The sequence below is a fragment of the Pseudomonas sp. JL27(2026) genome, assembly GCF_056933555.1.
On record NZ_CM167794.1, the window covers coordinates 4,047,745 to 4,071,907 of the forward strand.

Below are 24,163 nucleotides of genomic sequence, written 5' to 3' on the forward strand. Positions count from 1 at the left end.
AGAAGAAGCAGCAATGAGCCGCTATCGCCCTCCCCGCACCGCTGGCACCGCCCTCATCACGCCTGAAGGCGAAGCGCGGATGCGTGCCGAGTTCCATGAACTCTGGCATGTGCGCCGCCCGCAAGTCACACAGTCGGTCAGCGAAGCTGCGGCGCAGGGCGACCGCTCGGAAAACGCCGAGTACACCTACGGCAAAAAGATGCTGCGCGAGATCGACAGCCGCGTGCGGTTCCTGACCAAACGGCTGGAAGCACTGAAGGTCGTCAGCGAAAAACCCAGCGACCCGAACAAGGTCTACTTCGGTGCCTGGGTGACGATTGAAGACGAGGATGGCAAAGAGTCACGCTATCGCATCGTCGGCCCGGATGAACTGGACCTCAAGCTGGGCCTGATCAGCATCGACTCACCGCTCGCCCGCGCCCTCATCGGCAAGACGCTGGACGCCGAAGTTCGGGTCCAGACGCCCACCGGCGAACAGTTCGTGTACATCGTCGCAATCGACTATCCCTGAGCCTCGGCCAAGCCTCAGCGGCGGGTAATCAAGCCTTGGCGAGCAACACGGGTAAGTTGCCGGATGACCTCGACCGCGTCCTCGGCGCTGGGCGCCTGAATGACCGCCAGATCGAAACTGTCGCTGGCAAAGCGCGCCAGTGATTCGCCATCTTCGACAAACTGAATCAGGAAAGCTGCGGGGCCGCCTGTGCGACGTGGCCAGCCATCGAGGTAACGCAGAAGCGTCGGCTGATGTTTACCGCCAAGCAGGATTTTTGGATTGCGCTGGGTGAGGTGGGCCGTGATCGGCGCCGGGCGTACTGGGGGGCGTAGTGCATTCATCGTGTCGTGTCTCTGCCTCAAAAGTCTGCATGGCAGGTGAGAGGCAACACCGAACCAGCGCTTTAGCGGTATTTCGAAGCCTGTTTCAGGCTTCTATCGGCAACTCGATGAGTCACCTGGCGCCCCGCAAGTAGCTGTTTAAATCGGCGCATGAGCAGCATCCTAGAGAAGCCGACAGGGCAGTGTCAAGAATCTCGCGCAACGAAAAAGGCCCGCACAATGCGGGCCTTTGGCTTGATCCAGAGCGCTTAACCGGCGATGGCCCGATCCGCCGACAATTTGCCGGCCCCCTCGATCAGTACGGCCACCGTACCGCCGAGCAAGGCCAGGGCGAATTCATAACCGTTGTTGGCCATGAACAGACCGTTGCCGATGTGCACCGAGAAGATTGCGACCAGGGAAAGGAAGGCCAGCCCCAGTGCCGCCGGGCGCACCAGCAGGCCGATGATCAGCGCCAGACCGCCGAAGAACTCAGTGCCACCGGCCAGCATGGCCATCAGGTGACCCGGTGCCAGACCAATACTTTCCATGTATTGAGCCGTGCCAGCCAACCCGTAACCACCGAACAGACCGAAGAGCTTCTGCGAACCGTGGGCCGCGAAGATGAGGCCGACAAAAATCCGCAAAACCGTCAGGCCGTAACCGGCGCGAGTGAAAAGTACTTTGTTGATCAGAGTGTTCATGCCGTGTCGTCCGTTGAAAGTGTGTGGGGATTGGTCGCTATATTAATCAATAAATATCATGTTTAAAGCGCAAAAACCCCGCCATAACAATCAACTTAATCGATCATTTGCGTGAGACAACCTTCGGCGTCGATGGCTCCAACGACTCCCGTTCCCGGTCGAATGCCAAATAGTATTTGTTCACACTATTAACATAGCTGACGGCCCCCATCCCGACCTGCTCCATGGCAATTCGCTCGACCTGGAAGAACCATTGATTGGGGTTCAAGCCACGTCGCCTGGCTTCGGTGCGCATCCCCTGCACCCGCTCGGGCCCCATGTTGTAAGCGGCCAGGACAAACGCCATGCGCTCACGCTCGTTGAGCTTGGGGCTGGCGAAAAACTTGCGGCGGATCAGCGCCAGGTACTTGGCCCCGGCCTGCACATTGCTGTCCAGCGACTGGATATTGTTGACGCCGACCCGTTGCGCCGCCGACGGCGTGATCTGCATCAAGCCACTGGGACCGCTGCCGCTTCTGGCAGTGGGTTGCAGCGCCGACTCCTTGAACGCCAGCGCCGCCAGGTTCAACCAGTCCATGCCCTGCTCACGCGCATGCTTTTGCAGGACCGGGCGCAGTTTTTCCAGACGCTGGCGGTCGGCGCGGGCCAAGGGATAGTGGACCTGATAGAGGCGCCGGTAGATGCGCTGGAAGGCGACGTCCTGGTCGGACGGCGTTTTGTAGGTTTTCAGGAAGCGGTCGATGCTCGCTCGCAGCATCGAGGCGTCACGGCGAACAAACCAATACTCTTCGCCCGGCTCGCTGATGTTCAACTGCCGGTCGAAACGCAACTTGGGCAAGATCTTGGCCCAGCGCTCGGCAATCGGTTGCTCGACGATGGTCAGGTGAAAAATCCCGCCCTGGACCATCTCCAGCACATCCTCGACAGCAAGGCTCGGATCGACCCACTCGACGTTGACCGGCGCCAGTTTGTGCAGCGCGAGCTTTTGATTGATCTGATTGACCGCCTCCCCCGCCGCGCTACCCGTGGCGAGCGCCAGGGTTTTGCCGGCCAGTTGTTCGACGCGGGTGTAACGCCGCTCGCCTTTGATGCCCACCAGCAGTAGCGGTACGTTGCTGGCAATCGGGTCACTAGTGCTGACGGCATGAGCGGACTGCTGATCAAGCAACTCTCCCGGTGCCACCAGGTCACCCTCGCCACGCGCCAATGCACCGAGCAGTTGATCCTTGGCCCTGGGAATGATCTTGAGGGTGATGGCCTTACCGTCACGGGCCTGGCCATTGAGGTATTGCTCAAAGGCCCGCAAGCGGTGGTACTCGACGCCAATGGCCTGGCCCTGGACTTCGCCGGAGCTGTTGCGACTCTGGTTGACCAGCACCCGCAAGACCCGACTGCTGCGGATTTCCGCCAGGTCGCGGACCTTGCCCGACTGCACCGCCTCGACCGGGCCGGGCAAACGCGCAACGGCCGGCATTGGCAGCAGCCACGCCAAACACAGGAGGAGCAAAACCTGGGGTCGGGTCATCCGTTCTCCGGAAAGAATACTGTTGGGCTTCTCGAGTCATTTCGCGAAGCTGATCGACAGAAACAGAGCGCCTGGTGCGCTGAAAAAGTGCGAAAGACTGGCACATTGGCATGACGTCTGCCAACCGAACCTTTCTCGCGGCATCAAAAGACAGCGTTAACTCGTTGTAGTTCTTGGTTTTTCTTATAAATCTACAGCTCTGATATGCTTTCCGGCCTTGGCCTGAGGTAGCACCATGCAACTCATCGATATCGGCGTCAACCTGACAAACCCCAGTTTTGCCGACAAACATCAGGCGGTTCTCGACCGTGCCTATGCCGCCGGCGTTTGTCAGTTGGTGCTGACCGGCACCAGTGTCGAGGGCAGCGAACAGGCGCTAGAACTGTGCCAGCAACTGGACGACAGCGGTCAGCGGCTGTTCTCCACCGCCGGTATTCACCCGCACTCGGCCAGCGACTGGAATGCCGACAGCGCCCGACGTTTGCGTGCGTTGCTCAACGAGCCGAACGTCTGCGCCGTCGGGGAATGCGGGCTGGATTTCAACCGCGATTTCTCGCCACGCCCCCAGCAGGAAAAAGTCCTCGAAGAGCACCTGGCGATGGCCGCCGAACTGAAAATGCCGGTGTTTCTTCATGAGCGCGATGCCAACCAGCGCCTGCTGGAGATCCTGCGTGACTACCGCGATCACCTGCCCGGCGCAGTGGTGCATTGCTTCACTGGCGAGCAGCGTGCGCTGTTCAGTTACCTGGACCTGGACTTGCACATCGGCATCACGGGGTGGATCTGCGACGAACGCCGGGGCACCCACCTGCACCCGCTGGTGCGCGATATCCCCCGCGGCCGCTTGATGCTGGAAAGCGATGCGCCGTACCTGCTGCCCCGCACCCTGCGGCCCAAACCGAAAAACGGCCGCAACGAACCGGCGTACCTGAGTGAAGTGTTGCGTGAAGTGGCGCTGCATCGCGAGGAAAGCCTGGAAGACCTCGCAGCCCATAGCACCGCGTGCGCACGGGCGTTTTATAGCCTGCCCACGATTGCTTGACCCACATCAAGATTCATCTCTCTGAGTAGCGGCACAATGCTGGCACCTTGCCGAAAATGTTTCCGCTATCAGAGAAGACCTCCATGGGTGCCTGGCTTAGCAATATCTCACTGAAGTACAAGTTCTGGGCGGTCAATGCTGTCGCCTTTGTCACGACCCTGCTGTTGGTGTTGTACGCCGTGCAACTCGAACAGCAGGCCCGCAGCCATGCGTCCCAGGAATCGGCCCAGGCCCAGGGACGATTGCTCGCAACCTGGCCGACCGGCCAAGCGCTGCCCCACGCCGATAACCTGCTGAGCTTCAGGCATGGCCAGGCACCAACGCTGAATGACCAACCGTTGCCGGAACTGAGCGACGCGAGCGGTTGGGTCCCGTTCGACTACATGCCGCTGTTCGGCACCAACCCGTTGATGGGTGCCGAGGTCGTCTCCCGTGCCGACGGCCAACAGATGGCCGTACTCGCGTATGGCCCGAGCCTCAGCCAAGTGTTCAGTGAGCGCTTTGCCAACTACGCGGTGGCGGTGTTTATCCTGATGCTGGCGATGCTTTGCGCTTCACAGTTACTGATCCGCTTCCTGCTCAGCCAACTCAACACGCTCAAGGACGTGATGCTTCACGTCGAGAAAACCGGCGACCTCTCGGCCCGTGTACCGCTGGCCTGTACCGATGAAGTCGGTCAGATGGCCACCGCGTTCAACGCCATGCAGGCCGGTTACCAACGGGTGGTCAACACCGTGGCCAATACCGCTCGCCAACTTGATGACGGCGCAGCACGCCTGGCCTCCAGCATGAACGACGTGCGCCACGGCATGCTCGGCCAGCAAAGCGAAACCGATCAGGCCGCCACGGCCATCAACGAAATGACCGCCACTGTCTACCACATCGCCCAGCATGCGGGCGCTACCCGAGACCTCTCGCAAACCGCCGACACCCTCGCCGGCAGCGGCCAGGAAGTGGTCAGCCGGGTGCAGAAGTCGATTGCCGGGTTGTCCACTGGCGTCCAGCAAACGGCCGAGATGATCCAGCGGCTGGCCGAAGACAGTCAGAAGATCAATGGCGTAGTCAGCGTGATTCACAGCATCGCCGAGCAAACCAACCTGCTGGCCCTCAATGCCGCGATCGAGGCTGCACGGGCCGGGGAAATGGGTCGCGGATTTGCCGTGGTCGCCGACGAAGTCCGCAACCTGGCCAAACGCGTACAAGCCTCCACCGATGAAATCACCACCATGGTTTCGGCGTTGCAGGCCGGCACTCGGGATGCGGTGGACTTCATGCAGGAAAGCTCGTTCAAGGCAGACGATTGCGTGCAGCAGGCCCAGGAAGCCGGGGTCGCGCTGGCGCAGATCACTGGCGCCGTGGCGCAAATGCGTGAAAGCAACACCCAGATTGCCGTGGCGGCCGAGCAACAGAGCCAGGTGGCGGAAGAAATGAACCGCGCCGTGGTGAGCATCCGGGACGTCACCGAAAACACCGTGCAACAAACGGTGGACTCGGCCACCACCAGCAATGAACTGGCCACGCTGGCCGGGGAATTGAGCAAGGCCATCGGGCAACTCAAACTCTGATGCCACCATCGCGGGCAAGCCCTGGAGGTTTGCCCGCGACATCCTCCCTATCACATCGATAGCCAGCCTTGATTCGCCGCCGCGCACTGCCCGACCTATTCTTTGGTTATGTGTTTCACACAGGATCGAGGATTACCCACATGGGCAAACGTCACCCCAACCTTCCTGCCTGGCAATGGCGGGTCTACCCACAGAACCACAGCAACCCGACCCATCGGGTGTTGCACCTGATTGCCGTGCCGCTGTTCATCATCGCGTTCCTGTTGATCGTTTCGGGCGTGTTCAGCCTGAGCATTGCCAGCGTCGCGATTGGCATCGTCGGTCTGTTGGCAGCCCTGGGCTTGCAACGTCACAGTCACACACTGAAGGCGTAAGCCTGCGAGCCGTTCAGTGATCGTAAAGATGCGGTGTCACGCTTGCGGGTCGAGCAGTTCCTGACCTTTGCGCGCTGCGTCCTCAGCGGCTGCTGGTGGCGCGCCTGGCGCCAGCATCACCACCGCCGAGGGCCTCAGGCGAAAATCGTCACGGTCTGCCGGCTCAGGGCCATCAACTGGCCGTCGGCATTCCACAGCGCGGCAGCCGCGTGACCATAGCCATCGCGGGCATGTTCGATTTCCACGCGGTACTTGCACCAGTCCAGGGTGCTGACGTTCAGCAACGGCTGAATGAATTCGATGGTCCAGGTCAGGGTGCTCCCAGCCGCCGGTTTACTCAGATGCGGCAGTAGCGCGGGCGGCCAGGCGTCCACCAATGCCAGGATGTGCGCTTCGCTCAGCGGTTCGTCCTTGACGTCCCCCCGCAGGCGGACCCAACCGCCCATTTCGCGCGATTTATTGCCGGTGAACGGCAACCCGCCAATGCTCCAGCGCATCGCCAGGTGGCGCATGAATTCGGGGGTGATGCCTTTGATATAAGGCAGCTCCTGACAGTCGTCCCAGTGTTTCATGTCGGGGGCCGACGTCGCCGTCACCGCGACTTCCGAGGGCCGGGATGCACCGAAGCTGCCCTGAACCAGCGTCACGACCTGACCCTTTTGCGTCGCCCGCCCCAGTACTTGGCTGACGGCTTTGCCTTCGCGCAGCACGTCGACTTCAAAACAGATCGGTACATCGGGCTCGGCCGGGCCGACAAAGGTGATGGCCAGCGAACGCACCGGGCGGTCTGCAGGCACTTGGGCGCGCATCGCTTCATACTGCAAAGCGGCGACCAGACCACCAAAACTGGCGCGGCCCTGTGCCCACTCCGCCGGAATGACCAGCTCATGGGGCGAACGGCGCACGGCGTCGAGCAAATCGGAAAAGCGCATAGCAACCTCAAGGCTGGAAAAAGATCGAGTGATCTTAACCAGCCCGAAGGCTCTGTACAGCGCTTATTCCGGCCAAAGACGCTGACAGATAAGCCGCCGCAGCCGCATCAGGATTTGAAGCAAGCGGCGCTGAGTTTGTCGAGTACCCGGTCGGCACGCCCTTCGGCCTCGGCCATGGTCGTGTGCCACACTGCTACACAAGGCAGCAGATCCGGCTCGTGCTCGGCCCTGGCCAACCATTGCCAGCAATCGTGCCAATCGCCCAAGGCACCTTGCGCAGCCTTCAACCGAGGCATGGCCGCCTCGGGCAGGCGGTCGAGTTCTGGATAGGATTCAATGCCGTAACGCACGCGCTTGATCAGCAGACGCAACCGATGACGATCATGGGCCGGGTCGTGCAAGGCTTGATCCAGCGCCTTCCACTGCTTGGTCAGGCGCTTTTCGATGCGTGCACGCAACCCCTTGAGCAACCCCTGACGCTCGGAGGCGCGCAGGAACCGTGGGAATGCATCGAGGATCAGCAACAACTGCGCCAGCTGTGGGCTCTGCGCCACCGCCGGATAAGCCTCGGCCATCTGTGCGAGGCGCCGCGCCGCCGCCTCGGGCTGACCATGCTGGAGCAAGTACGCCGCCAGCACTTCACGGTCGCGCATCGGCGTGGTCAGTTGCCCGACCGCAGCGGCGGCAGCCTCCAGTTGCTCGACCCCCGGCAACCCGCGCAGCGGGCGCAGCAGGCTGCGCAAGCGCCGGACCGTGGTACGCAGGTCATGCAACGCTTCGGGGTCGGTGTGCGCAATCAGGCGCGCCTGACAGGCCAACACTCGAATTTCCAGGCCCAGCACCTGAGCCACCAACCGATCAACCAAGGCCGACATTCTGTCCCTCGCCATTGAATACCGCGTTGCCATGAACCTCACGCTTGCAGCCATGCTGCGGGCAAACCGGCCTGCGTGCATTGCGCTGCATCAGCATAGGCTCAACGCCCGGCACGCGACTCACGAATGTAGAAACGCGCCTTCTGGGCCTTGTTGGTGCACCCCTCAAACGCTTCGAACTGCTGCTGGGTCTTGGCCCCGGTCAGCAATGACAATGCTTTGGAGTAACTGACAGTACCCGCAAAACCTTCTGCCTTGGCCAGGTCCAGCTCATGCCAGGCGGCATCCAGCTGAGTACCGCAGCTGTCGCGGTACGCGGTCTTGCCAGCACATCCAGCCAATGCCAACGCAATCAACGGCAGACAAATCCAGGCTTTCATTAATGACACCTCAAAGTAGGAAAACAGTCGTGCAGGGTATGACGGTCAAAGCCGCGAAAAGTGCCTTGCGCCCTCCTGAGAAACTATAGCGAGCGGGCGCGAGAATACCCGTGTGCCGTCATTGATTGTCGAAAAAACGACGCACTTTGTGCGCCATTCACCACGACGATTGAAGCCCGAGCGGTGTTGGGTGCATTGTTGACGCTGGTTTGACGAAGGATCGAGTGATGAAAAAGCGTGTCGCATTGGTGCTGGGCTCAGGTGGAGCAAGGGGCTACGCCCATATCGGGGTCATCGAAGAAATCGAAAGACGCGGCTATGACATCGCCTGCATCGCCGGTTGCTCCATGGGCGCAGTGGTCGGCGGGATTTATGCCGCCGGCAAACTCAACGACTACCGCGACTGGATCGAAAGCCTGGACTATCTGGATGTTCTGCGCCTGGTGGACGTGAGCTTTCGCCTCGGGGCGATTCGCGGGGAAAAGGTCTTCGGGCAGATCCGCAAGATCGTCGGCGAGATCAACATCGAAGACCTGCGCATTCCCTACACGGCAGTGGCCACCGACCTGACCAACCAGCAGGAAATCTGGTTCCAGGAAGGCTGCCTGCACCAGGCCATGCGTGCGTCGGCGGCCATCCCGAGCCTGTTCACGCCGGTGATGCAAGGCAATCGCATGCTGGTCGATGGCGGCCTGCTCAACCCGCTGCCCATCGTTCCGGTGGTCTCCAGCCATTGCGACCTGATCATCGCCGTCAACCTCAACTCCACCAACCAGCGCCACTACCAACTGCCGGTAATTCAGCGCCCACCTGCATTCAAGAGCCGCTTCGACAGCCTGATCAACTCCCTGGGCTCGCACTTGCCGTTTCGCCGCAAGCAGGCCGAGCAATTATTGCTGCTGGAACAGGAAGCCCTGAAGGCCGACGCCGCCGAGATCAACCCGTGGATCGAGTCCGCCGAACCCGAGGCCCAGCAACCGGCCGCCGCCCCCGAGTCCGATGGCGCCCCCAGGTCGGCGACCGGCTCGTTCATCATCGACAACGTGGGGCCGGCCTCGCTGCTGGATCTGATCAACCAGAGTTTCGAGGTGATGCAGACTTCACTGGCCCAATACAAGATCGCCGGTTATCCACCGGACATCCTGATCAACGTGCCCAAAAGAGTCTGCCGGTTCTTCGAGTTCTACAAAGCGCCGGAACTGATTGCACTGGGACGGGAGATCGCGAGGGATACGCTGGACCGGTATGAGAACGAGCGCGATTACTGATGGCTCTGGACGCGCAGTGAATAGGCCGCCGTCTTCGCGGGCAAGTCGGATCGCGAAGACGTCCGACCCCGCCAATTTAAAACTAAAGACTGCACTCACTTAACAACCGATACCCCACGCCCGCCTCGGTGAGGATGAACCGGGGTCGGGTCGGGTCGTCGGCCAGTTTCTGGCGCAGGTGCCCGACCACGATTCGCAGGTAATGACTGTCTTCAACGTGGGTCGGCCCCCAGATGTCCTTGAGCAGTTGCTGCTGGGTGATCACCCGTCCGGCATGCCGTGCGAGCTGCGCCAGCACCGCGTACTCCTTGCGGGTCAGCGCCACTTCGAGGCCGTCCAGCAGCACCCGGCGATAGGCCAGGTCCACGGTCAGCGGGCCGAATTTCAGCGCCGCTTCCTGGGCCTCCCCCACCGGCGCCTGACGCAGTAAGGCACGCACCCTGGCCAGAAACTCCTGAATACCGAACGGCTTGGTCACGTAGTCGTTCGCGCCGCCGTCCAGGGCTTCGACTTTCTGCCCTTCGCTGGCCCGCACCGACAACACCAGCACCGGCACTGTCGACCACTCGCGAAATTCACGCAGCACGTGTTGGCCGTCCATGTCCGGCAAGCCGAGGTCGAGCACCAGCAAGTCGGGCTTGTTCAGCGCCGCCTGGGCCAGGCCTTCGGTGCCCGTGCCGGCTTCAAGTACTTTGTAGCCTTGGGAAGCGAGGCTGATACGCAGGAACTTGCGGATCTGCGGTTCGTCATCAATGACCAAAATGGTCGCAGTCTGGCTCATGAGTTCCAATCAACAAAAAGAATGGGCAAGAGAGTAGCGCAGACAGCGTCAGGCTTCACTTTCAAACCCCGGTTGCTCCTGCAATGGCAGGTGAAGGGTAATACAGGTGCCACGCCCTTCGATGCCGTTTTCCACGCTGATCCGTCCACCGTGGGCACCGACCATGCCCTGACAAATCGCCAACCCCAGCCCCGTGCCCTGCCCGCCCCGATCACCGCGAGCGGCGGTGTAGAACATGTCGAAAATCTTCGGCCGGTCATCTTCGGGAATCCCCGGCCCCTCGTCACTCACCGAAAAAAACAGCTCGCTCTCTCGGACCCCGGCCCGCAGTTGCAAGCGCCCGTGAGGCGGTGAAAAACGGGCGGCGTTTTCCAGCACATTGACCAGCGCCTGCTCGATCAGCGCGGCATGCACGTAAAGCAGCGGCAACTCGCCCGGCACGTCCGTGCTGACCGCAAGCGGCGCCAGCACCGCACGCAAACGGTTGAGTGAACTGCCGACGATGTCCGCCGGCGACACCCAGTCACGCGCCAGTTTCAAGGCGCCGTGGCCCAGGCGTGTCATGTCCAACAGGTTCTGAATGTAGCGATCGAGACGCTCGGCCTCATCGCGGGTGCCTTCAAGCAACTCACGGCGATCCTCCAGAGGAATCGCCTCGCCCAGCGCCAGCAAGCTGTCGATACTGCCGCGCATGGAAGTCAGCGGAGTGCGTAAATCATGGGACACCGAGGCCAGCAACGCGCTGCGCAACTGTTCGGTTTCACCGTGCAAACGCGCCGCCTCAAGGTCTTCGGCCAACTGTGCACGGGCCAGGGCCTGGGCCAGTGGCTGACTCAACGCGGTCAACAGGCGACGCCGCTGGCCACTGAGTTGCCGACCTTCTTTGGCACACACACCGAGCAAGCCCAACGGCCCGTCTTCGACCGACAGCGGCCACCACCACCAACGCCCGAACGGCAGCGTGCCGGTGCCCATGCCCGCCGGTTGATCATGCTGCCAGGCCCAGTCGGCGGCGGCACGCTCGGCTTCGGAGAACTGCAACGGGCCACCGGTTTCAACTTTCCAGCCGCCCTGCCCGTCACGGTTCACCAGGCACAACTGCAAATCGCTCCAACCGACCAAATGCTGCGCGGCGGCACTGATCACCGCCTGACGGTCAGTGGCGGCGGTCAGTTTGCGCGACAGATCGAGCAGTTCGCTGGTTTCTTCCTGCGTGTCACGCAGGGCCTGCAACTGCCGACGCTGGCGAGCGGCAAGGTTGCCGGTCAGCGCAGCCATCAGCAGGAAGAACAGCAGCGTCAGAACGTCTTCTTCACGCTGGATGGCAAACGAGAAATTCGGTGGAATGAACAGAAAGTCATAGGTCAGAAAGGACAACGCCGCGCAGGCCAGCGCCGGGCCGAGGCTGCTGCGCACCGCCACCAGCAACACTGCCGCCAGAAACACCAGCGAGATGTTCGGCAACGGCAAAATGCTGGACACCGCCCATGCCAGCGCACTGGCCAACACGGTCGCCAGCAGCGCCAGGGCGTAGTCGAACCAGACCAAAGAATGGCTCGAACGCTGACGCGGTTGGCGCTGTTTTTCGTCGCTGTCCAGAACGTTGATTTCCAGACCATGGGCATCGCGCAGCAACCGCGAGGCCAGCCCGCCGCCAAACAGCCTGCGCCGTAAACGCGGCCGGGACTGGCCAACCAGCACCAGGCTGGCACGACGTTCGGTGGCGTGCTGAATCAGGGTTTTCGCCACCTCTCCCGCACGCAGCAGCACCACTTCGCCGCCCAGCCGCTCGGCCAGTTGCTGGGCACTTTGCAGGCGCAAACGCGACTGCTCATCGCGCACGCTGCCGTTGTCCACATGCACCAGGCTCCAGGGCAAGTGCCGACGCTGTGCGACCCGACTGGCGTGGCGCACCAGACGCTCGGCCTGGGTATCGCCGTCGACGCCCACCAGCAAGCGACCGCGCACGGCCGGCGCTGCCTGGCCCAACTGGCGATAGCCACGACTCAGGTCATCGTCGACCTGGGCCGCAGCGGTTTGCATCGCCAGTTCGCGCAATGCCGTGAGGTTGGTCTGGGTAAAAAACGCATCGATTGCCGCTCGCGCCTGCTCCGGCACATAGACCTTGCCATCGCGCAGTCGCTCGAGCAGTTCGCGTGGCGGCAAGTCGATCAGGAGCAATTCGTAGGCTTCTTGCAGCACCCAGTCAGGCAGGGTTTCGCGCACTTGCACGCCAGTGATGCCGCGCACCTGATCGTTGAGGCTTTCCAGATGCTGGACGTTGACGGTGGTGAACACATCGATGCCGGCGGCCAGCAGTTCCTGAATGTCCTGCCAGCGTTTGGCATGACGGCTACCGGGGGCATTGCTGTGAGCCAGCTCATCGACCAGCACCAGTTTCGGCTTGGCTTTGAGCAGGCCGTCGAGGTCCATTTCTTCAAGCATCACGCCCCGGTACTCGGAGCGCAGCAACGGTTGCTGCGGCAAACCGCCGAGCAACGCTTCGGTCTCCGCCCGGCCGTGGGTTTCCACCACGCCTGCGATGACTTTCACGCCCTGGCGCAGTTGGGTGTGGGCGGCTTGCAGCATGGCGTAGGTTTTGCCGACACCGGGGGCGGCCCCCAGAAACACCTTGAGTCGGCCACGACCGTCGCGGGGTAAATCGGCTAACAATGCGTCGGCACGGCCGGAGTCACTCATGCTTGGATCTCTCTTGCTTCAGATAGTGATGCAGTGATTGTTCGGCCGTCTTCGCGAGCAGGCTCGCTCCCACATTGGACTGCATTCTCCTGTGGGAGCGAGCCTGCTCGCGATGGCGACCGCACTGTTTACAGGCCTTCCAACGCGATGTTCAACGCCAGCACATTCACCACCGGCGGCCCTACCAGCGGCTGCTCAATGTGCGCTTCCATCAACTGCTCGACTGTCGACATCGGCAGGTTGCGTGCTGCTGCAACCCGCGCCAGTTGATAGGCAATTGCTGCCGGAGGCAAGTGTGGATCGAGACCGCTGCCGGAGGTGGTCAACAGGGCCAGTGGAACCGGCCCCTGGCCGGGGACCAGCAGTTTGTTGGCATCGTCGATCACTCGGGTGGCAAGGGCCGGATTGCTCGGCGCCAAGTTGCTCGCGCTGCTTGAAATCGTCGCGAACGCACCCGCCGACGGCCGTGGATGGAACCAGGCATCGCCGACGAAATCCTGGGCGATCAGTGCCGAACCACGGACCTTGCCATCGGCATCGCGCACCAGGCTGCCATTGGCCTGATCCGGGAACGCGACCTGGGCAACACCGGTCACCACCAGTGGGTAGGCAACGCCGGTAATCAGGGTCATCAGAACAATCAGGCTCAGGGCCGGACGTAGCATAGTGGACATTTCAAACTCCTCGATTCGGATAACATTCATCATTACGCAGACACACACGACCTGTGGCGAGGGAGCTTGCTCCCGCTCGGCTGCGAAGCAGTCGTCACTTCGGCGAATGTGGTGTACCTGAACACATTGCGTTGGCTGGGGTTGGGGCTCCTCGCAGCCCAGCGGGAGCAGACTCCCGCACCACAGAAAAGCCCCTGAACCCAACGACAACCGTCAAACCAGATGCAATGCCGTCAGCAGCATATCGATCAGCTTGATGCCCACGAACGGCACCACGATACCGCCCACACCGTAGATCAGCAGGTTGCGGCGCAGCAGATGCGCAGCGCTTGCCGCCTGGACACGCACACCGCGCAAGGCCAACGGAATCAGCACCACGATGATCAAGGCGTTAAACACAATCGCCGAGAGAATCGCGCTCTGCGGGCTGCTCAGGTGCATGATGTTCAGCACGCCCAGCTGTGGATAAATCGAGGCGAACAGCGCCGGCAGGATCGCGAAGTACTTGGCCACGTCGTTAGCGATGGAAAACGTGGTCAACGCACCGCGCGTCACCAGCAGTTCCTTGCCGATTTGCACCACGTCCAGCAGTTTGGTCGGGTCGCTGTCGAGGTCGACCATGTTGGCCGCCTCGCGAGCGGCCTGAGTCCCGTCGTTCATCGCCATGCCCACGTCGGCCTGGGCCAGTGCCGGGGCGTCGTTCGCGCCGTCGCCACACATGGCCACCAGACGACCGTCGTTTTGCTCGTGGCGGATACGCGCCAGTTTTTTCTCCGGAGTGGCTTCCGCCAGCACGTCATCGACGCCTGCTTCAGCGGCAATCGCGGCAGCGGTCAACGGGTTGTCGCCAGTCACCATGACCGTGCGAATCCCCAGTTTGCGCAGTTCGGCGAAACGCTCGCGGATACCCGGCTTGACCACGTCCTTGAGGTGAATCGCCCCCAGCAGTTTGCCCTCGGCACACACCAGCAATGGTGTGCCGCCGCTTTGGGCGATCTTGTCGATTTCCCGGGACATCGGCGGCAGCATGTCGGCGCGTTTCTGCCCCACGAAAGCCAACACCGAATCCACAGCGCCCTTGCGGTAGACACGCCCTTGGTAGTCCACGCCGGACAACCGTGTTTCAGCGCTGAACGGTACGACGGTCAACACTTCGACGGACGGTTCAGGCTGTGGATAAAGCCCGCGCAAGTACTCGACAATCGACTTGCCCTCGGCGGTGTCATCAGCCAGCGAGGCAAACAACGCGCCTTCGGCCAGTTCCTTGGCGCTCACACCCGGTGCTGCGTAGATCGCGGTGCAACGACGGTTACCGAACGTGATGGTGCCGGTCTTGTCCAGCAACAGCACATGCACATCACCCGCCGCTTCGACCGCACGGCCAGACTTGGCGATCACGTTCAAGCGCACCAGACGGTCCATGCCGGCAATGCCGATGGCCGAGAGCAAACCACCAATCGTGGTCGGAATCAGCGTGACCAGCAGCGCCACCAGAAACACCAGCGGCAGGTTGCCGTTGGCGAAGTGCGCGAAAGGCTGCAGGGTCACGACCACCAGCAGGAAGATCAACGTCAGGCCGATCAGCAGGATGTCCAGCGCCACTTCGTTGGGAGTCTTCTGGCGCTTGGCGCCTTCGACCAGGGCAATCATGCGGTCCAGGGTCGACTCGCCCGGGTTGGCGGTGATACGCACCAACAGCCAGTCGGACACCAGCCGCGTGTTGCCGGTGACCGCCGAGCGGTCGCCACCGGACTCACGAATCACCGGCGCGGACTCACCGGTAATTGCCGCTTCATTGACCGCGGCAATGCCTTCGATCACCTCGCCGTCGCCGGGGATCATCTCCCCCGCTTCAACGCGCACCATGTCGCCTTTGCGCAGGCTGGTCGCCGGTACGACCTGGAAGGTCCCGTCGGCCTTCTTGCGACGTGCGCTCAAGCCTTCGCTGCCGGCCTTGAGGCTGTCGGCGCGGGCCTTGCCGCGACCTTCCGCCAACGCTTCGGCGAAGTTCGCAAACAGCACGGTGAACCACAGCCACAGCGCAATTTGCGCGGCGACGAGGGTCGACACCGCCGCATCAGGAATGAAGCACAACACAGTGGTGAAGATCGCCGTCAGCTCGACCACCAACATCACCGGCGAGCGTTTCAACTGGCGCGGATCGAGTTTGACAAACGCTTGCACCAACGCTGGCCGCCACAGGGCCGAAATCGCGGTTTTCGGTGGCTCCACCGCCGAGTGTTTGGGTTCGACGCGTGAAGCGCCTGCCACTTTCACAGCGGCTTTTTTTGAGGCAGGTACGGGCATATTCATCATCAAGTCCTCAGAAGCCAAGGCTCAGGTGGTCGGCAATAGGACCCAGTGCCAGGGTCGGCAGGAACGTCAGGCCACCCACCAGCAAAATGGTCACGGTCAGCAAGGTGACAAACAGCGGGCCATGGGTCGGGAAGCTGTTCTGACCGATCGGTGCGGTTTTCTTCATCGCCAGGCTACCGGCCAGGGCCAGTACTGGAAGGATGTAGCCAAAGCGCCCGATCAACATGCCCAAGCCCAGCATCAGGTTGTGGAACGCAGTGTTGGCGCCCAGGCCGGCGAAGGCCGAACCGTTGTTGGCACTGGCCGAGGTGTAGGCATACAGCAACTGACTGAAACCGTGCGGGCCGGGGTTGCTGATGGCCGAGGCCGGGCCAGGCAGGCTGGCCGCGATGGCACCCAGCACCAGCACGCCGACCGGCATCACCAGCAGAGTCACGACCAGCAACTGGACTTCCTTGGCTTGCAGTTTCTTGCCGAGGTATTCCGGGGTACGACCGATCATCAAACCGGCAAGGAACACCGCAATCAGTACGTTCAGCAACATGCCGTAGAGACCGGCACCGACGCCGCCGAAAATCACTTCGCCGACCATCATGTTGACCAGCGCGACCATGCCGCTCAGCGGGTTAAGGCTGTCATGCATGCCGTTGACCGAACCGTTGGACGCAGAGGTAGTGGTCACCGACCACAGGACGGTGGCGGTGGTGCCAAAGCGTGCTTCCTTGCCTTCCAGCGGCGCGGCCTGTTCTACCGCGACGTTGTTCAGGGTCGGGTTCGGCTGGTATTCAGCCCACAGCGACACCGCGCCGCCGATCAGGAACAGCGCCAGCATGCAGGCAATGATTGCCCGGCTCTGACGCAGGTCCTTGACGTAGTGGCCAAAGGTGAACACCAGGGCCACCGGGATCAGGATGATCGAGGTCACTTCGAACAGGTTCGACCATGCGGTCGGGTTCTCGAACGGGTGCGCCGAGTTGACACCGAAGAAGCCGCCACCGTTGGTGCCCAGTTGCTTGATCGCAATCTGGCTGGCGGCCGGGCCCAGCGGAATCACCTGGTCCACGCCCTGCATCGTCAGCGCGTTCACATAGTGAGCGAAGGTTTGCGGCACGCCCTGCCAGACCAGAAACAGCGCCAGCAGCAGGCACAACGGCAACAGGCCATAGAGGGTTGCGCGGGTCATGTCGACCCAGAAGTTGCCCAGGGTTTGCGCCGATTTGCGGCTGATGCCACGGCACAATGCGACCAGTACGGCCAGGCCAGTGGCGGCGCTGACGAAGTTCTGCACGGTGAGGCCGACCATCTGGCTGAGGTAGCTGAGGGTCGCCTCACCGCTGTAGGACTGCCAGTTGGTATTGGTCATGAAGCTGACGGCCGTGTTGAACGCTTGCGTCCACTCCTGGCCCGGCAGGTTCTGCGGGTTCAGGGGCAAGTAGTCCTGGAACAACAGAATCGTGAACAACAGCAAAAAGCCCGCGAGGTTGAACGCGAGCAAGGCCAGGGTGTATGTCTGCCAGCTCTGTTCACTCTGCGGGTCGACCCCGGCCACGCGATAGCAGCCGCGCTCAACAGGCCCCAACACAGGCGAGAGCCAAGTGCGCTGCCCCTCCATTACCTTGTAATAGAAACGCCCCAGAAATGGCGCCGGAATCAGCACCACGGCGAAGAAGGCGAGGATCAGCCAATAGTCATAACTGTGCATAGCCGCTCCTAGTTCCGGTCCGCGCGCAACAGCGCAGCCAGTAGATAAATGAACAGCCCTACTGCCAACAGCAGGGACACCCCGTCCAGAACGCTCATGGAATTTCTCCGTGTTACGGCGTATTGCCGCTTGTGGCGCCATTGTCGGCAGGGAGGCTGTAAAGGAACGAGAGCGAGGGGTGCGGCGCGACATAAAGAAAGCGTAAAGAGTGACTTTACGTCGGGGTTACAGGCCCCGGCAGAGGCGATGCGGGACGCTCTGCAATCAGCCCGAAGAGGCTATCCAGACAGAACAGGCCTAGAATGGAACCACTGAGAAACCCTTTGACTCAAAGTGGTAAATGCACGGCCATACGCGAAACCTTTCGCGGCGAGCCGGTCTTAAGGAGAACCCTATGCCCTGGTATGCCTGGTTGATTCTGGTGGTTGCCATCGGCTCGATCGTCGGTGGCCTGATGATGCTGCGTGACACCGCCAACAAGGTCGAGCTGACCGATGAACAACGCAAGCGCATCGCTGAGCGCAACGCGGAAATGGACGCCAAGGATGCACAGGACCGCTGACTGAAAAGCCCCCCTCACTCACATTGAATGGCGGGGCTTTGCTGGCTTGATAGAACCTTTGAACAGGGTACGAATCCTCAAGCAGTGGTTCATCGCCTCAGGCAGTCAATGTCCACGGAAACGCCTCTAGTTCCTGGAAAAAGCCCTCCCATGCAGCGATCAAGGAAGGATCTGGTTGCTTTATAGAAATAAAAGTACAGTCACCATCCAATTAACCTTGGTTAAGATGGCGCATTGTTGTGGAGATTCCCCTGATGCGTTATTCACAAGACCATAAAGCCCAGACTCATCAACGCATCATCAAAGAAGCATCGGCGCGTTTCCGTCGGGATGGTATTGGCGCTACGGGTCTGCAACCCTTGATGAAAGCGCTGGGCCTGACCCATGGTGGCTTTTATTCGCACTTCAGCTCCAAAGACGAACTGGTGGAAAAAGCCCTGCAAGCCGCCAGCGATGAACTCGACGAGCATTGCGCCATGTTGTTCGCCCAGGAAAAACCGCTGGAGGCGTTCATCGACAGCTACTTGTCCGAGTGGCACCAGACCTCCCCGCACCAAGGGTGCCCGCTACCTACGATGTCCTCTGAACTGGGCTTGCGCGGTCAACCCAGCCCGACCACGGACGTGGTACTCAATTCGCGACTTGAACAAGTGCAAGAAGCCTTGGGTGGCGAATGTGCCGACGACGAAAGCATCGTCATCATGTCAACGCTGGTCGGCGCACTGTTGTTGTCCCGCAGCGTCGAAAACACGGAGTTGGCTCAGAGAATCCTGGATGTCGCCCGTGGCTATCTGAAGGCTTCCCACCCGTAGCATCGCACTCGGTACTTGTGATCAGCGCTGAATGCAAGGCAGCCCTGCATGGACGCCTGAAAAACAGAAAGGCCGGTCAATGACCGGCCTCTGGCAACTACCTGTTCGAATCAGTTCACTTCAAGCTTGTCACGATTCCTCTCCAGAATCGCCTTGCCGATCCCTTTCACTTCCAACAGCTCATCCACCGAAGCGAACGGCCCATTACCTTCTCTGTATGCAACAATCGCCTTGGCTTTTGCTTCACCCACACCAGAGAGTTCCCGCTGTAGAGTGGGTGCGTCAACTGCGTTCAGATTGATTTTTGCGGACTCTTCGGAGGGTGCAGCCTGCACCATCAAAGGCGCTGTCGCGCCTTCAGGTTTTGCACCAGGCGCTGCGACAACAGCGATAGAGGCGCTGGTCAACAGGGCGAAAACCAGAGAGTAGAAATAGCCTGTACGCATAAGTGACGCTCCATGACATCGATTAGGAAGAAGCAGCTTTTCCGAAGCTGCTTCTCAAACCTAGGTCATGGTGCAGACATGTCAAAAATGGCTGCATTACAGGATGTGTAACAATCAGGGATCGAGACGACGCTGCTGATAGATCCAGTCGACGATTTCACCGTCCGGGGTATAACCACTTACCGTATCGCGAAGCAGTTGCCGGACTCGAGAGTAATCGTCTTGCTCCACGGCACTGAGCAGTTCATCCAGTTTCGTCTTAAGCGTTTCCCACGACAGATGATCTTCATTGGCGCTCATGATCATAGGGTGTTGAGTCGCTGCAACATTGTCACCGATCAGCAACTCCTCATAGAGTTTCTCGCCTGGGCGAAGGCCAGTGAACTCGATCGCAATATCACCATGAGGGTTCTTTTCGGATCGCACGCTCAAGCCGGAAAGGTGGATCATCTTCTCAGCCAACTCGACAATTTTGACCGGCTCCCCCATATCGAGCACAAACACATCGCCGCCCTGCCCCATCGAGCCGGCCTGAATCACCAACTGTGCGGCCTCGGGGATGGTCATGAAGTAACGAGTGATCTTCGGATGCGTGACCGTCAGCGGGCCGCCCGACTTGATCTGCTTGTGAAACAGCGGAATCACGGACCCCGATGAACCCAGGACATTGCCAAATCGTACCATCGTGAACCGGGTTTTATTGACCCTGGACACATTCGCTCTATCACCAAACAGTACCGGTGCAACTTCGTGGCTCAGTGCTTGCAGTGTCAACTCGGCAAGCCGTTTGGTACTGCCCATTACATTGGTTGGGCGAACGGCTTTGTCTGTTGAAATCAAAACAAAGTTCGCAACACCAGCCTGCAGTGCTGCCTGTGCGGTGTTCAGCGTTCCCATGACATTGTTCAGCACGCCCTCGGCAATATTGTGCTCCACCATCGGCACATGTTTGTAAGCGGCGGCATGGTAGACGGTATTCACTTGCCAGGTTTTCATCACATCCAGCAGTTTGCTCTGGTGACGCACCGAACCCAATATCGGCAAAAGACGAACCGAAAGTGATTCACGAGCAATACGCTGTTCAAGTTCTGACAGAATGCTGTAAAGATTGAACTCGCTATGCTCGAACAGCAGCAGAGTCGTGGGTCGCAGGGCCAGGATTTGTCGGCACAGCTCTGAACCGATAGACCCCCCCGCACCCGTCACCAATACATTTTGTTCGCGAATGCAATGCTCAAGCAGTTCACCTTGCGCCGGCACCGAATCACGCCCCAATAGATCGGCAATGTCGACTTCCTGAATATCATCGACCTTGACTCGACCACTGGCCAGGTCCATGAACCCCGGAACACTTCGGACGTGCAACGGGAAACCTTCCAGGAAACTCAGAATTTCACGACGTCGTGCGCGATTGGAAGAAGGTATGGCGAGGAGAATCTCCTGTGCACCCGTATTCTCGATCATTCGCAAAATATTTTTGGGCTTATAGACCTGTAGCCCGGAAATGACACGGTCGGAAATTCCGCTGTCATCATCGATAAAAGCGACAGGGCGCATAACGCGTCCCATACGCAAGGCCGCCACGAGCTGATTGCCCGCGGCCCCTGCACCGTAAACGGCAACTTTTGGCAGCCCATCATCACGATTGGTGAATGGAACATGCTGAGCCGCTGTGAACCAGTCGCCTAAAAAATACTGGCGCATGGCCAACCGCAAGCCGCCGACCATGATCAAACTCAACCACCAATAGTTAAAAATGATCGAGCGCGGCACAACATTCTGATGATTGCTGTACCAATAGACCACAACACCTAGAATCAACGACGAGAGGCTCACAGCCTTGACGATCGCAATCAGGGCATCATTGCCAAAGTAACGCATGACGGCACGGTACATGCCAAAGCGTATGAACAGAGGGATGGCGACGAGAGGCGCAGCAATAAACAACCACATATGAGCGATAAACGGGTTGGTCATTTCGTCGATACCCAGACGAACGACGAAAGCCAGCCACAATGCGGCCCAGACTACGACGACATCAGTAGAAACCTGTATCAGTCGCTTGCGCCGACGTGGTAACCCCAGCAGGAATTCCCGTAACTTATCCATCACCCCTTCGAACACTTAACCTGCTCCCGTATTGGTTCTCGCGTAGGCATTCTACGTCGCTTGTTACACCCTAGGCGTTTAAATCTTCATGCGCCTGTGCTGTTGGACGCACTCGTGACTTCGAGTTGGCCTGCATGAAACTTTACTGCCAAGGCTATCAAGGGCAGGTACGCGACGATCAGACCTAGTGCTCCATCTAATCCCAGGCAGACGACACACAGCGCGACAGGCAATAGCCAAATCAGGTTGATAACACCGACAGCAAGTGTCACTGGTAAATGCCTGCCGAATTGACGGGATGCAAACTGATAAGCGTGGCTGCGGTGCGCCTCGTACACCTTGTCGCCCCGCACAAGACGACGAATCAACGTGAAGGTTGCATCGACGATAAATACACCCAGCAGGATCAGCCAGGCCCATAGCAATTGCGAAGACGCCCACGCGGCCTGGAGCGACAGCACACCCAACACAACCCCGAGGAAGCCGCTTCCGGCATCGCCCATAAAAATTCGCGCAGGTGGGAAGTTCCAGAACAGAAACCCGGCAACCGCCATGGCCAGAAGCAACGGAAGCCAGACCATCCCTTCATAGCCAGCCAGCCAGTAAAGCAGGCACGCTCCAAGGCAGGCACACATCGCCTCAATGCTGGCAATGCCATCAATACCATCCATGAAGTTGTAAAGGTTGAGCATCCACACGAGATACACAGCGGCGAGTACATGCCCTGCCCAACTTAAATCAACGGTCATACCGAACACATTGAACGCCGGCAAACCACCCAGCCAGAACAGTGCCCAACCGGCAGCCGTGAAATGTCCAAGCAAACGCCACCGAGCAGCTATGTGACCGTGGTCATCCATAAAACCGACGATAGCCACCAGTATTCCCGACCCGCCCAACGCCAAGAGCACCGGCACCGGAAAAAGCTCGGTTACCGCCAGAAAAGGCAAAGCAAGCAGGAACGCCAAGACAATCGCAACACCACCACCTCGCGGGGTCGGAACCGAATGGGAACTGCGAGCATTTGGGATATCAATAATACTGCGCGCCAGAGCGTAACGCCGTAAGGCTGCAGTCAGCAGCAATGAAAGAGCAGCAACGCCAAGTATCAACCACCAATAAATCATTGTCTTTCGTGTTCCCTATAATTCAACACCGCAACTTTCGAGGCCTGGACAACGGCGATCGATGCGACCAATACCCTTCAGCAGCCTGACATCGACGCTATTTCCTGCTGCGCAGCTTAGCCGTAGCGACAGAAAACGTATAACCGGCCTAGCGTACACCTGTCGCTTCCGCTAACAAATCCAAGAGCCCAACGCGGTATTACTTAGGGGCCGTTCTTCTCAAGGTTCCGTCACGCAAGAGTTGTTCCAGCCGCGAAAGAAGCGTTGGTTTAGAGTAGTTACTCAAGTAATACTCGCGCCCCGCCAAGCCCATTGCCTCACGTTGACTCGCGTCAGTAGTTGCCAACCTCAAGGTAATCCGGGCAAGTTCGCTCGCGTTACCTGACGGGCAGGCAAAACCCGCCCCGGACTCATCAATTACTCGCGCAGCCTCACCATTAATCATACCCAAAACCGGTTTTCCAGACGCCAGGTAAGCCTGTACTTTGCCTGGAATGGTTTTATCGAAAACATCATTAGCCTTCAGCGATACAAGCAAGGCATCCGCACAGGCGAACAGACCAGGCATCTCGTCAAGCGGATGACGCCCCAACAAAATCACGTTATCCAGGCCTCGGGATTTCACCTGTTCGCCAATCCACTCACTCATACGCCCATCGCCAACGATGACCCAACGTATAGGCACCTGCCCCACCAACAATTCAGCTGCATCGAGAATAGCGGGGAATCCTTGTGCGTCGCCCAGGTTGCCGGCAAACACTACTGTGAATTGGCTATCATCCCGCTCGAGAAGCTTCGACGTTACCGGTGTCGAACTGGAAAAGTCATCTTCAGCCCAACTAGGGAAGTAGACCAGTCGCTGCGGATCAATCGCCTTCGTGCAGTAGGTGCGGACGTTTTCGAAGAAACCGTGAGATTGCAAAAGCAGATAATCCGCGCGGTTGTAGATCCAGGACACGACTCGACCAACCATCCCCAGTAATGTCGGATTACTGATAACCCCTACGGCTCTGAGCGACTCCGGCCACAAGTCAAGGATCCAGATCGAAACGGGGGCTTTCTTCAATCGACCTATGATCAAGGCCGGAATCGCCGACATGATCGGCGAAACCCCATAGACAAACACTGCATCGAACTCTTTACCACGAAGCTTCCATGCTCCGAGGGTCGATGCACTGGTAAAAAAAGAGAAGTAATTCAACGCCAGAGTGATACTGCGCTTGCCTCGAGGGATCAGTGGAACCCTGATCAGCTTTGCACCGGCATACTCCGAAAACCGCGCGGGGTCCGCACGGTAGGCATCATAGACACTGCCTTCGGGATAATTTGGCAATCCGGTCAGTACGGTGACTTCATGTCCCTTTTCGGTCAAATAGCTGACCAAGTCATTAATACGCATATTTTCAGGCCAAAAATATTGCGTGACGACCAAGACTTTCAATTTATTCTCCGGCAT

The 24,163-nt window shown here is 59.6% G+C and carries 22 protein-coding genes and 1 pseudogene; 7 read left to right on the top strand and 16 right to left on the bottom strand.

From position 1 onward, the window contains the following. Positions 1–13 precede the first annotated feature (13 nt). Complete coding sequence (greB, locus tag AC1Z1G_RS18405) at positions 14–511, top strand: transcription elongation factor GreB (RefSeq protein ID WP_347901317.1); 498 nt, start codon at positions 14–16, stop codon at positions 509–511. A gap of 14 nt (positions 512–525) precedes the next feature. On the opposite strand, the gene AC1Z1G_RS18410 is transcribed toward greB, so the two are convergent. From AC1Z1G_RS18410 to AC1Z1G_RS18420, 3 genes are all read right to left on the bottom strand, one after another. After that, entirely contained in the window at positions 526–834 is a 309-nt protein-coding gene (locus tag AC1Z1G_RS18410; protein WP_347901319.1) for a class I SAM-dependent methyltransferase, read from the bottom strand. Positions 835–1,082: 248 nt separating this feature from the next. Further along, a complete protein-coding gene (locus AC1Z1G_RS18415; protein ID WP_483621568.1) occupies positions 1,083–1,517 on the bottom strand; it encodes a DoxX family protein in 435 nt (144 codons plus the stop codon). 103 nt (positions 1,518–1,620) lie between these two features. After that, on the bottom strand, positions 1,621–3,042 hold the full coding sequence (locus AC1Z1G_RS18420) for an MltF family protein (protein ID WP_483621570.1): 1,422 nt from the start codon (positions 3,040–3,042) through the stop codon (positions 1,621–1,623). A 235-nt stretch (positions 3,043–3,277) separates the two neighbouring features. Between AC1Z1G_RS18420 and AC1Z1G_RS18425 the strand changes: the two genes are divergently transcribed. The 3 genes and pseudogenes from AC1Z1G_RS18425 to AC1Z1G_RS18435 all read left to right on the top strand — a co-directional run. Further along, the gene (locus AC1Z1G_RS18425; protein WP_483621572.1) at positions 3,278–4,084 is read left to right on the top strand and encodes a TatD family hydrolase; all 807 of its coding nucleotides are present in this window, start codon (positions 3,278–3,280) and stop codon (positions 4,082–4,084) included. Between the two features lie 83 nt (positions 4,085–4,167). Next, positions 4,168–5,649 (top strand): methyl-accepting chemotaxis protein, encoded by a 1,482-nt coding sequence (locus tag AC1Z1G_RS18430; RefSeq protein ID WP_483621574.1) that lies wholly within the window; start codon positions 4,168–4,170, stop codon positions 5,647–5,649. 140 nt (positions 5,650–5,789) lie between these two features. Next, positions 5,790–6,149 (top strand): annotated as a pseudogene (locus tag AC1Z1G_RS18435) (Mpo1-like protein); the annotation flags it as partial. Positions 6,150–6,157: 8 nt separating this feature from the next. Here AC1Z1G_RS18435 and AC1Z1G_RS18440 read toward each other — a convergent pair. The 3 genes from AC1Z1G_RS18440 to AC1Z1G_RS18450 all read right to left on the bottom strand — a co-directional run bounded on the left by AC1Z1G_RS18440 (position 6,158) and on the right by AC1Z1G_RS18450 (position 8,210). After that, entirely contained in the window at positions 6,158–6,955 is a 798-nt protein-coding gene (locus AC1Z1G_RS18440; RefSeq protein WP_483621576.1) for an acyl-CoA thioesterase, read from the bottom strand. A gap of 107 nt (positions 6,956–7,062) precedes the next feature. Next, the gene (locus tag AC1Z1G_RS18445; RefSeq protein WP_483621578.1) at positions 7,063–7,830 is read right to left on the bottom strand and encodes a CHAD domain-containing protein; all 768 of its coding nucleotides are present in this window, start codon (positions 7,828–7,830) and stop codon (positions 7,063–7,065) included. 101 nt (positions 7,831–7,931) lie between these two features. Beyond that, positions 7,932–8,210 (bottom strand): hypothetical protein, encoded by a 279-nt coding sequence (locus tag AC1Z1G_RS18450; protein WP_347901333.1) that lies wholly within the window; start codon positions 8,208–8,210, stop codon positions 7,932–7,934. A gap of 227 nt (positions 8,211–8,437) precedes the next feature. On the opposite strand from AC1Z1G_RS18450, the gene AC1Z1G_RS18455 reads away from it, so the two are divergent. Continuing rightward, a complete protein-coding gene (locus AC1Z1G_RS18455) occupies positions 8,438–9,478 on the top strand; it encodes a patatin-like phospholipase family protein (RefSeq protein WP_347901334.1) in 1,041 nt (346 codons plus the stop codon). A gap of 82 nt (positions 9,479–9,560) precedes the next feature. Here AC1Z1G_RS18455 and AC1Z1G_RS18460 read toward each other — a convergent pair whose 3' ends face one another. The 6 genes from AC1Z1G_RS18460 to kdpF all read right to left on the bottom strand — a co-directional run bounded on the left by AC1Z1G_RS18460 (position 9,561) and on the right by kdpF (position 17,749). Further along, entirely contained in the window at positions 9,561–10,259 is a 699-nt protein-coding gene (locus tag AC1Z1G_RS18460; RefSeq protein WP_483621580.1) for a response regulator, read from the bottom strand. A gap of 48 nt (positions 10,260–10,307) precedes the next feature. Continuing rightward, complete coding sequence (locus AC1Z1G_RS18465) at positions 10,308–12,959, bottom strand: DUF4118 domain-containing protein (protein WP_483621582.1); 2,652 nt, start codon at positions 12,957–12,959, stop codon at positions 10,308–10,310. A gap of 128 nt (positions 12,960–13,087) precedes the next feature. Further along, on the bottom strand, positions 13,088–13,633 hold the full coding sequence (gene kdpC / locus AC1Z1G_RS18470) for a potassium-transporting ATPase subunit KdpC (protein WP_483621584.1): 546 nt from the start codon (positions 13,631–13,633) through the stop codon (positions 13,088–13,090). Positions 13,634–13,846: 213 nt separating this feature from the next. Beyond that, positions 13,847–15,946, bottom strand: coding sequence for a potassium-transporting ATPase subunit KdpB (kdpB, locus tag AC1Z1G_RS18475; RefSeq protein WP_483621585.1), 2,100 nt, complete (start codon positions 15,944–15,946; stop codon positions 13,847–13,849). A 10-nt stretch (positions 15,947–15,956) separates the two neighbouring features. Next, the gene (gene kdpA, locus AC1Z1G_RS18480) at positions 15,957–17,651 is read right to left on the bottom strand and encodes a potassium-transporting ATPase subunit KdpA (RefSeq protein ID WP_483621587.1); all 1,695 of its coding nucleotides are present in this window, start codon (positions 17,649–17,651) and stop codon (positions 15,957–15,959) included. Between the two features lie 8 nt (positions 17,652–17,659). Further along, complete coding sequence (kdpF, locus tag AC1Z1G_RS18485) at positions 17,660–17,749, bottom strand: K(+)-transporting ATPase subunit F (RefSeq protein WP_347901339.1); 90 nt, start codon at positions 17,747–17,749, stop codon at positions 17,660–17,662. Between the two features lie 296 nt (positions 17,750–18,045). On the opposite strand from kdpF, the gene AC1Z1G_RS18490 reads away from it, so the two are divergent. Further along, complete coding sequence (locus AC1Z1G_RS18490) at positions 18,046–18,213, top strand: DUF2897 family protein (protein ID WP_483621589.1); 168 nt, start codon at positions 18,046–18,048, stop codon at positions 18,211–18,213. Between the two features lie 254 nt (positions 18,214–18,467). Beyond that, positions 18,468–19,025 (top strand): TetR/AcrR family transcriptional regulator, encoded by a 558-nt coding sequence (locus AC1Z1G_RS18495; RefSeq protein WP_483621591.1) that lies wholly within the window; start codon positions 18,468–18,470, stop codon positions 19,023–19,025. Positions 19,026–19,135: 110 nt separating this feature from the next. On the opposite strand, the gene AC1Z1G_RS18500 is transcribed toward AC1Z1G_RS18495, so the two are convergent. The 4 genes from AC1Z1G_RS18500 to AC1Z1G_RS18515 all read right to left on the bottom strand — a co-directional run bounded on the left by AC1Z1G_RS18500 (position 19,136) and on the right by AC1Z1G_RS18515 (position 24,163). After that, a complete protein-coding gene (locus tag AC1Z1G_RS18500) occupies positions 19,136–19,471 on the bottom strand; it encodes a ComEA family DNA-binding protein (RefSeq protein WP_483621593.1) in 336 nt (111 codons plus the stop codon). Positions 19,472–19,585: 114 nt separating this feature from the next. Then, positions 19,586–21,583, bottom strand: a complete 1,998-nt coding sequence (locus AC1Z1G_RS18505) for a polysaccharide biosynthesis protein (RefSeq protein WP_483627909.1) — start codon at positions 21,581–21,583, stop codon at positions 19,586–19,588. A gap of 83 nt (positions 21,584–21,666) precedes the next feature. After that, the gene (locus tag AC1Z1G_RS18510; protein WP_483621595.1) at positions 21,667–22,707 is read right to left on the bottom strand and encodes an MraY family glycosyltransferase; all 1,041 of its coding nucleotides are present in this window, start codon (positions 22,705–22,707) and stop codon (positions 21,667–21,669) included. Positions 22,708–22,906: 199 nt separating this feature from the next. Next, entirely contained in the window at positions 22,907–24,163 is a 1,257-nt protein-coding gene (locus AC1Z1G_RS18515; protein WP_483621597.1) for a glycosyltransferase family 4 protein, read from the bottom strand.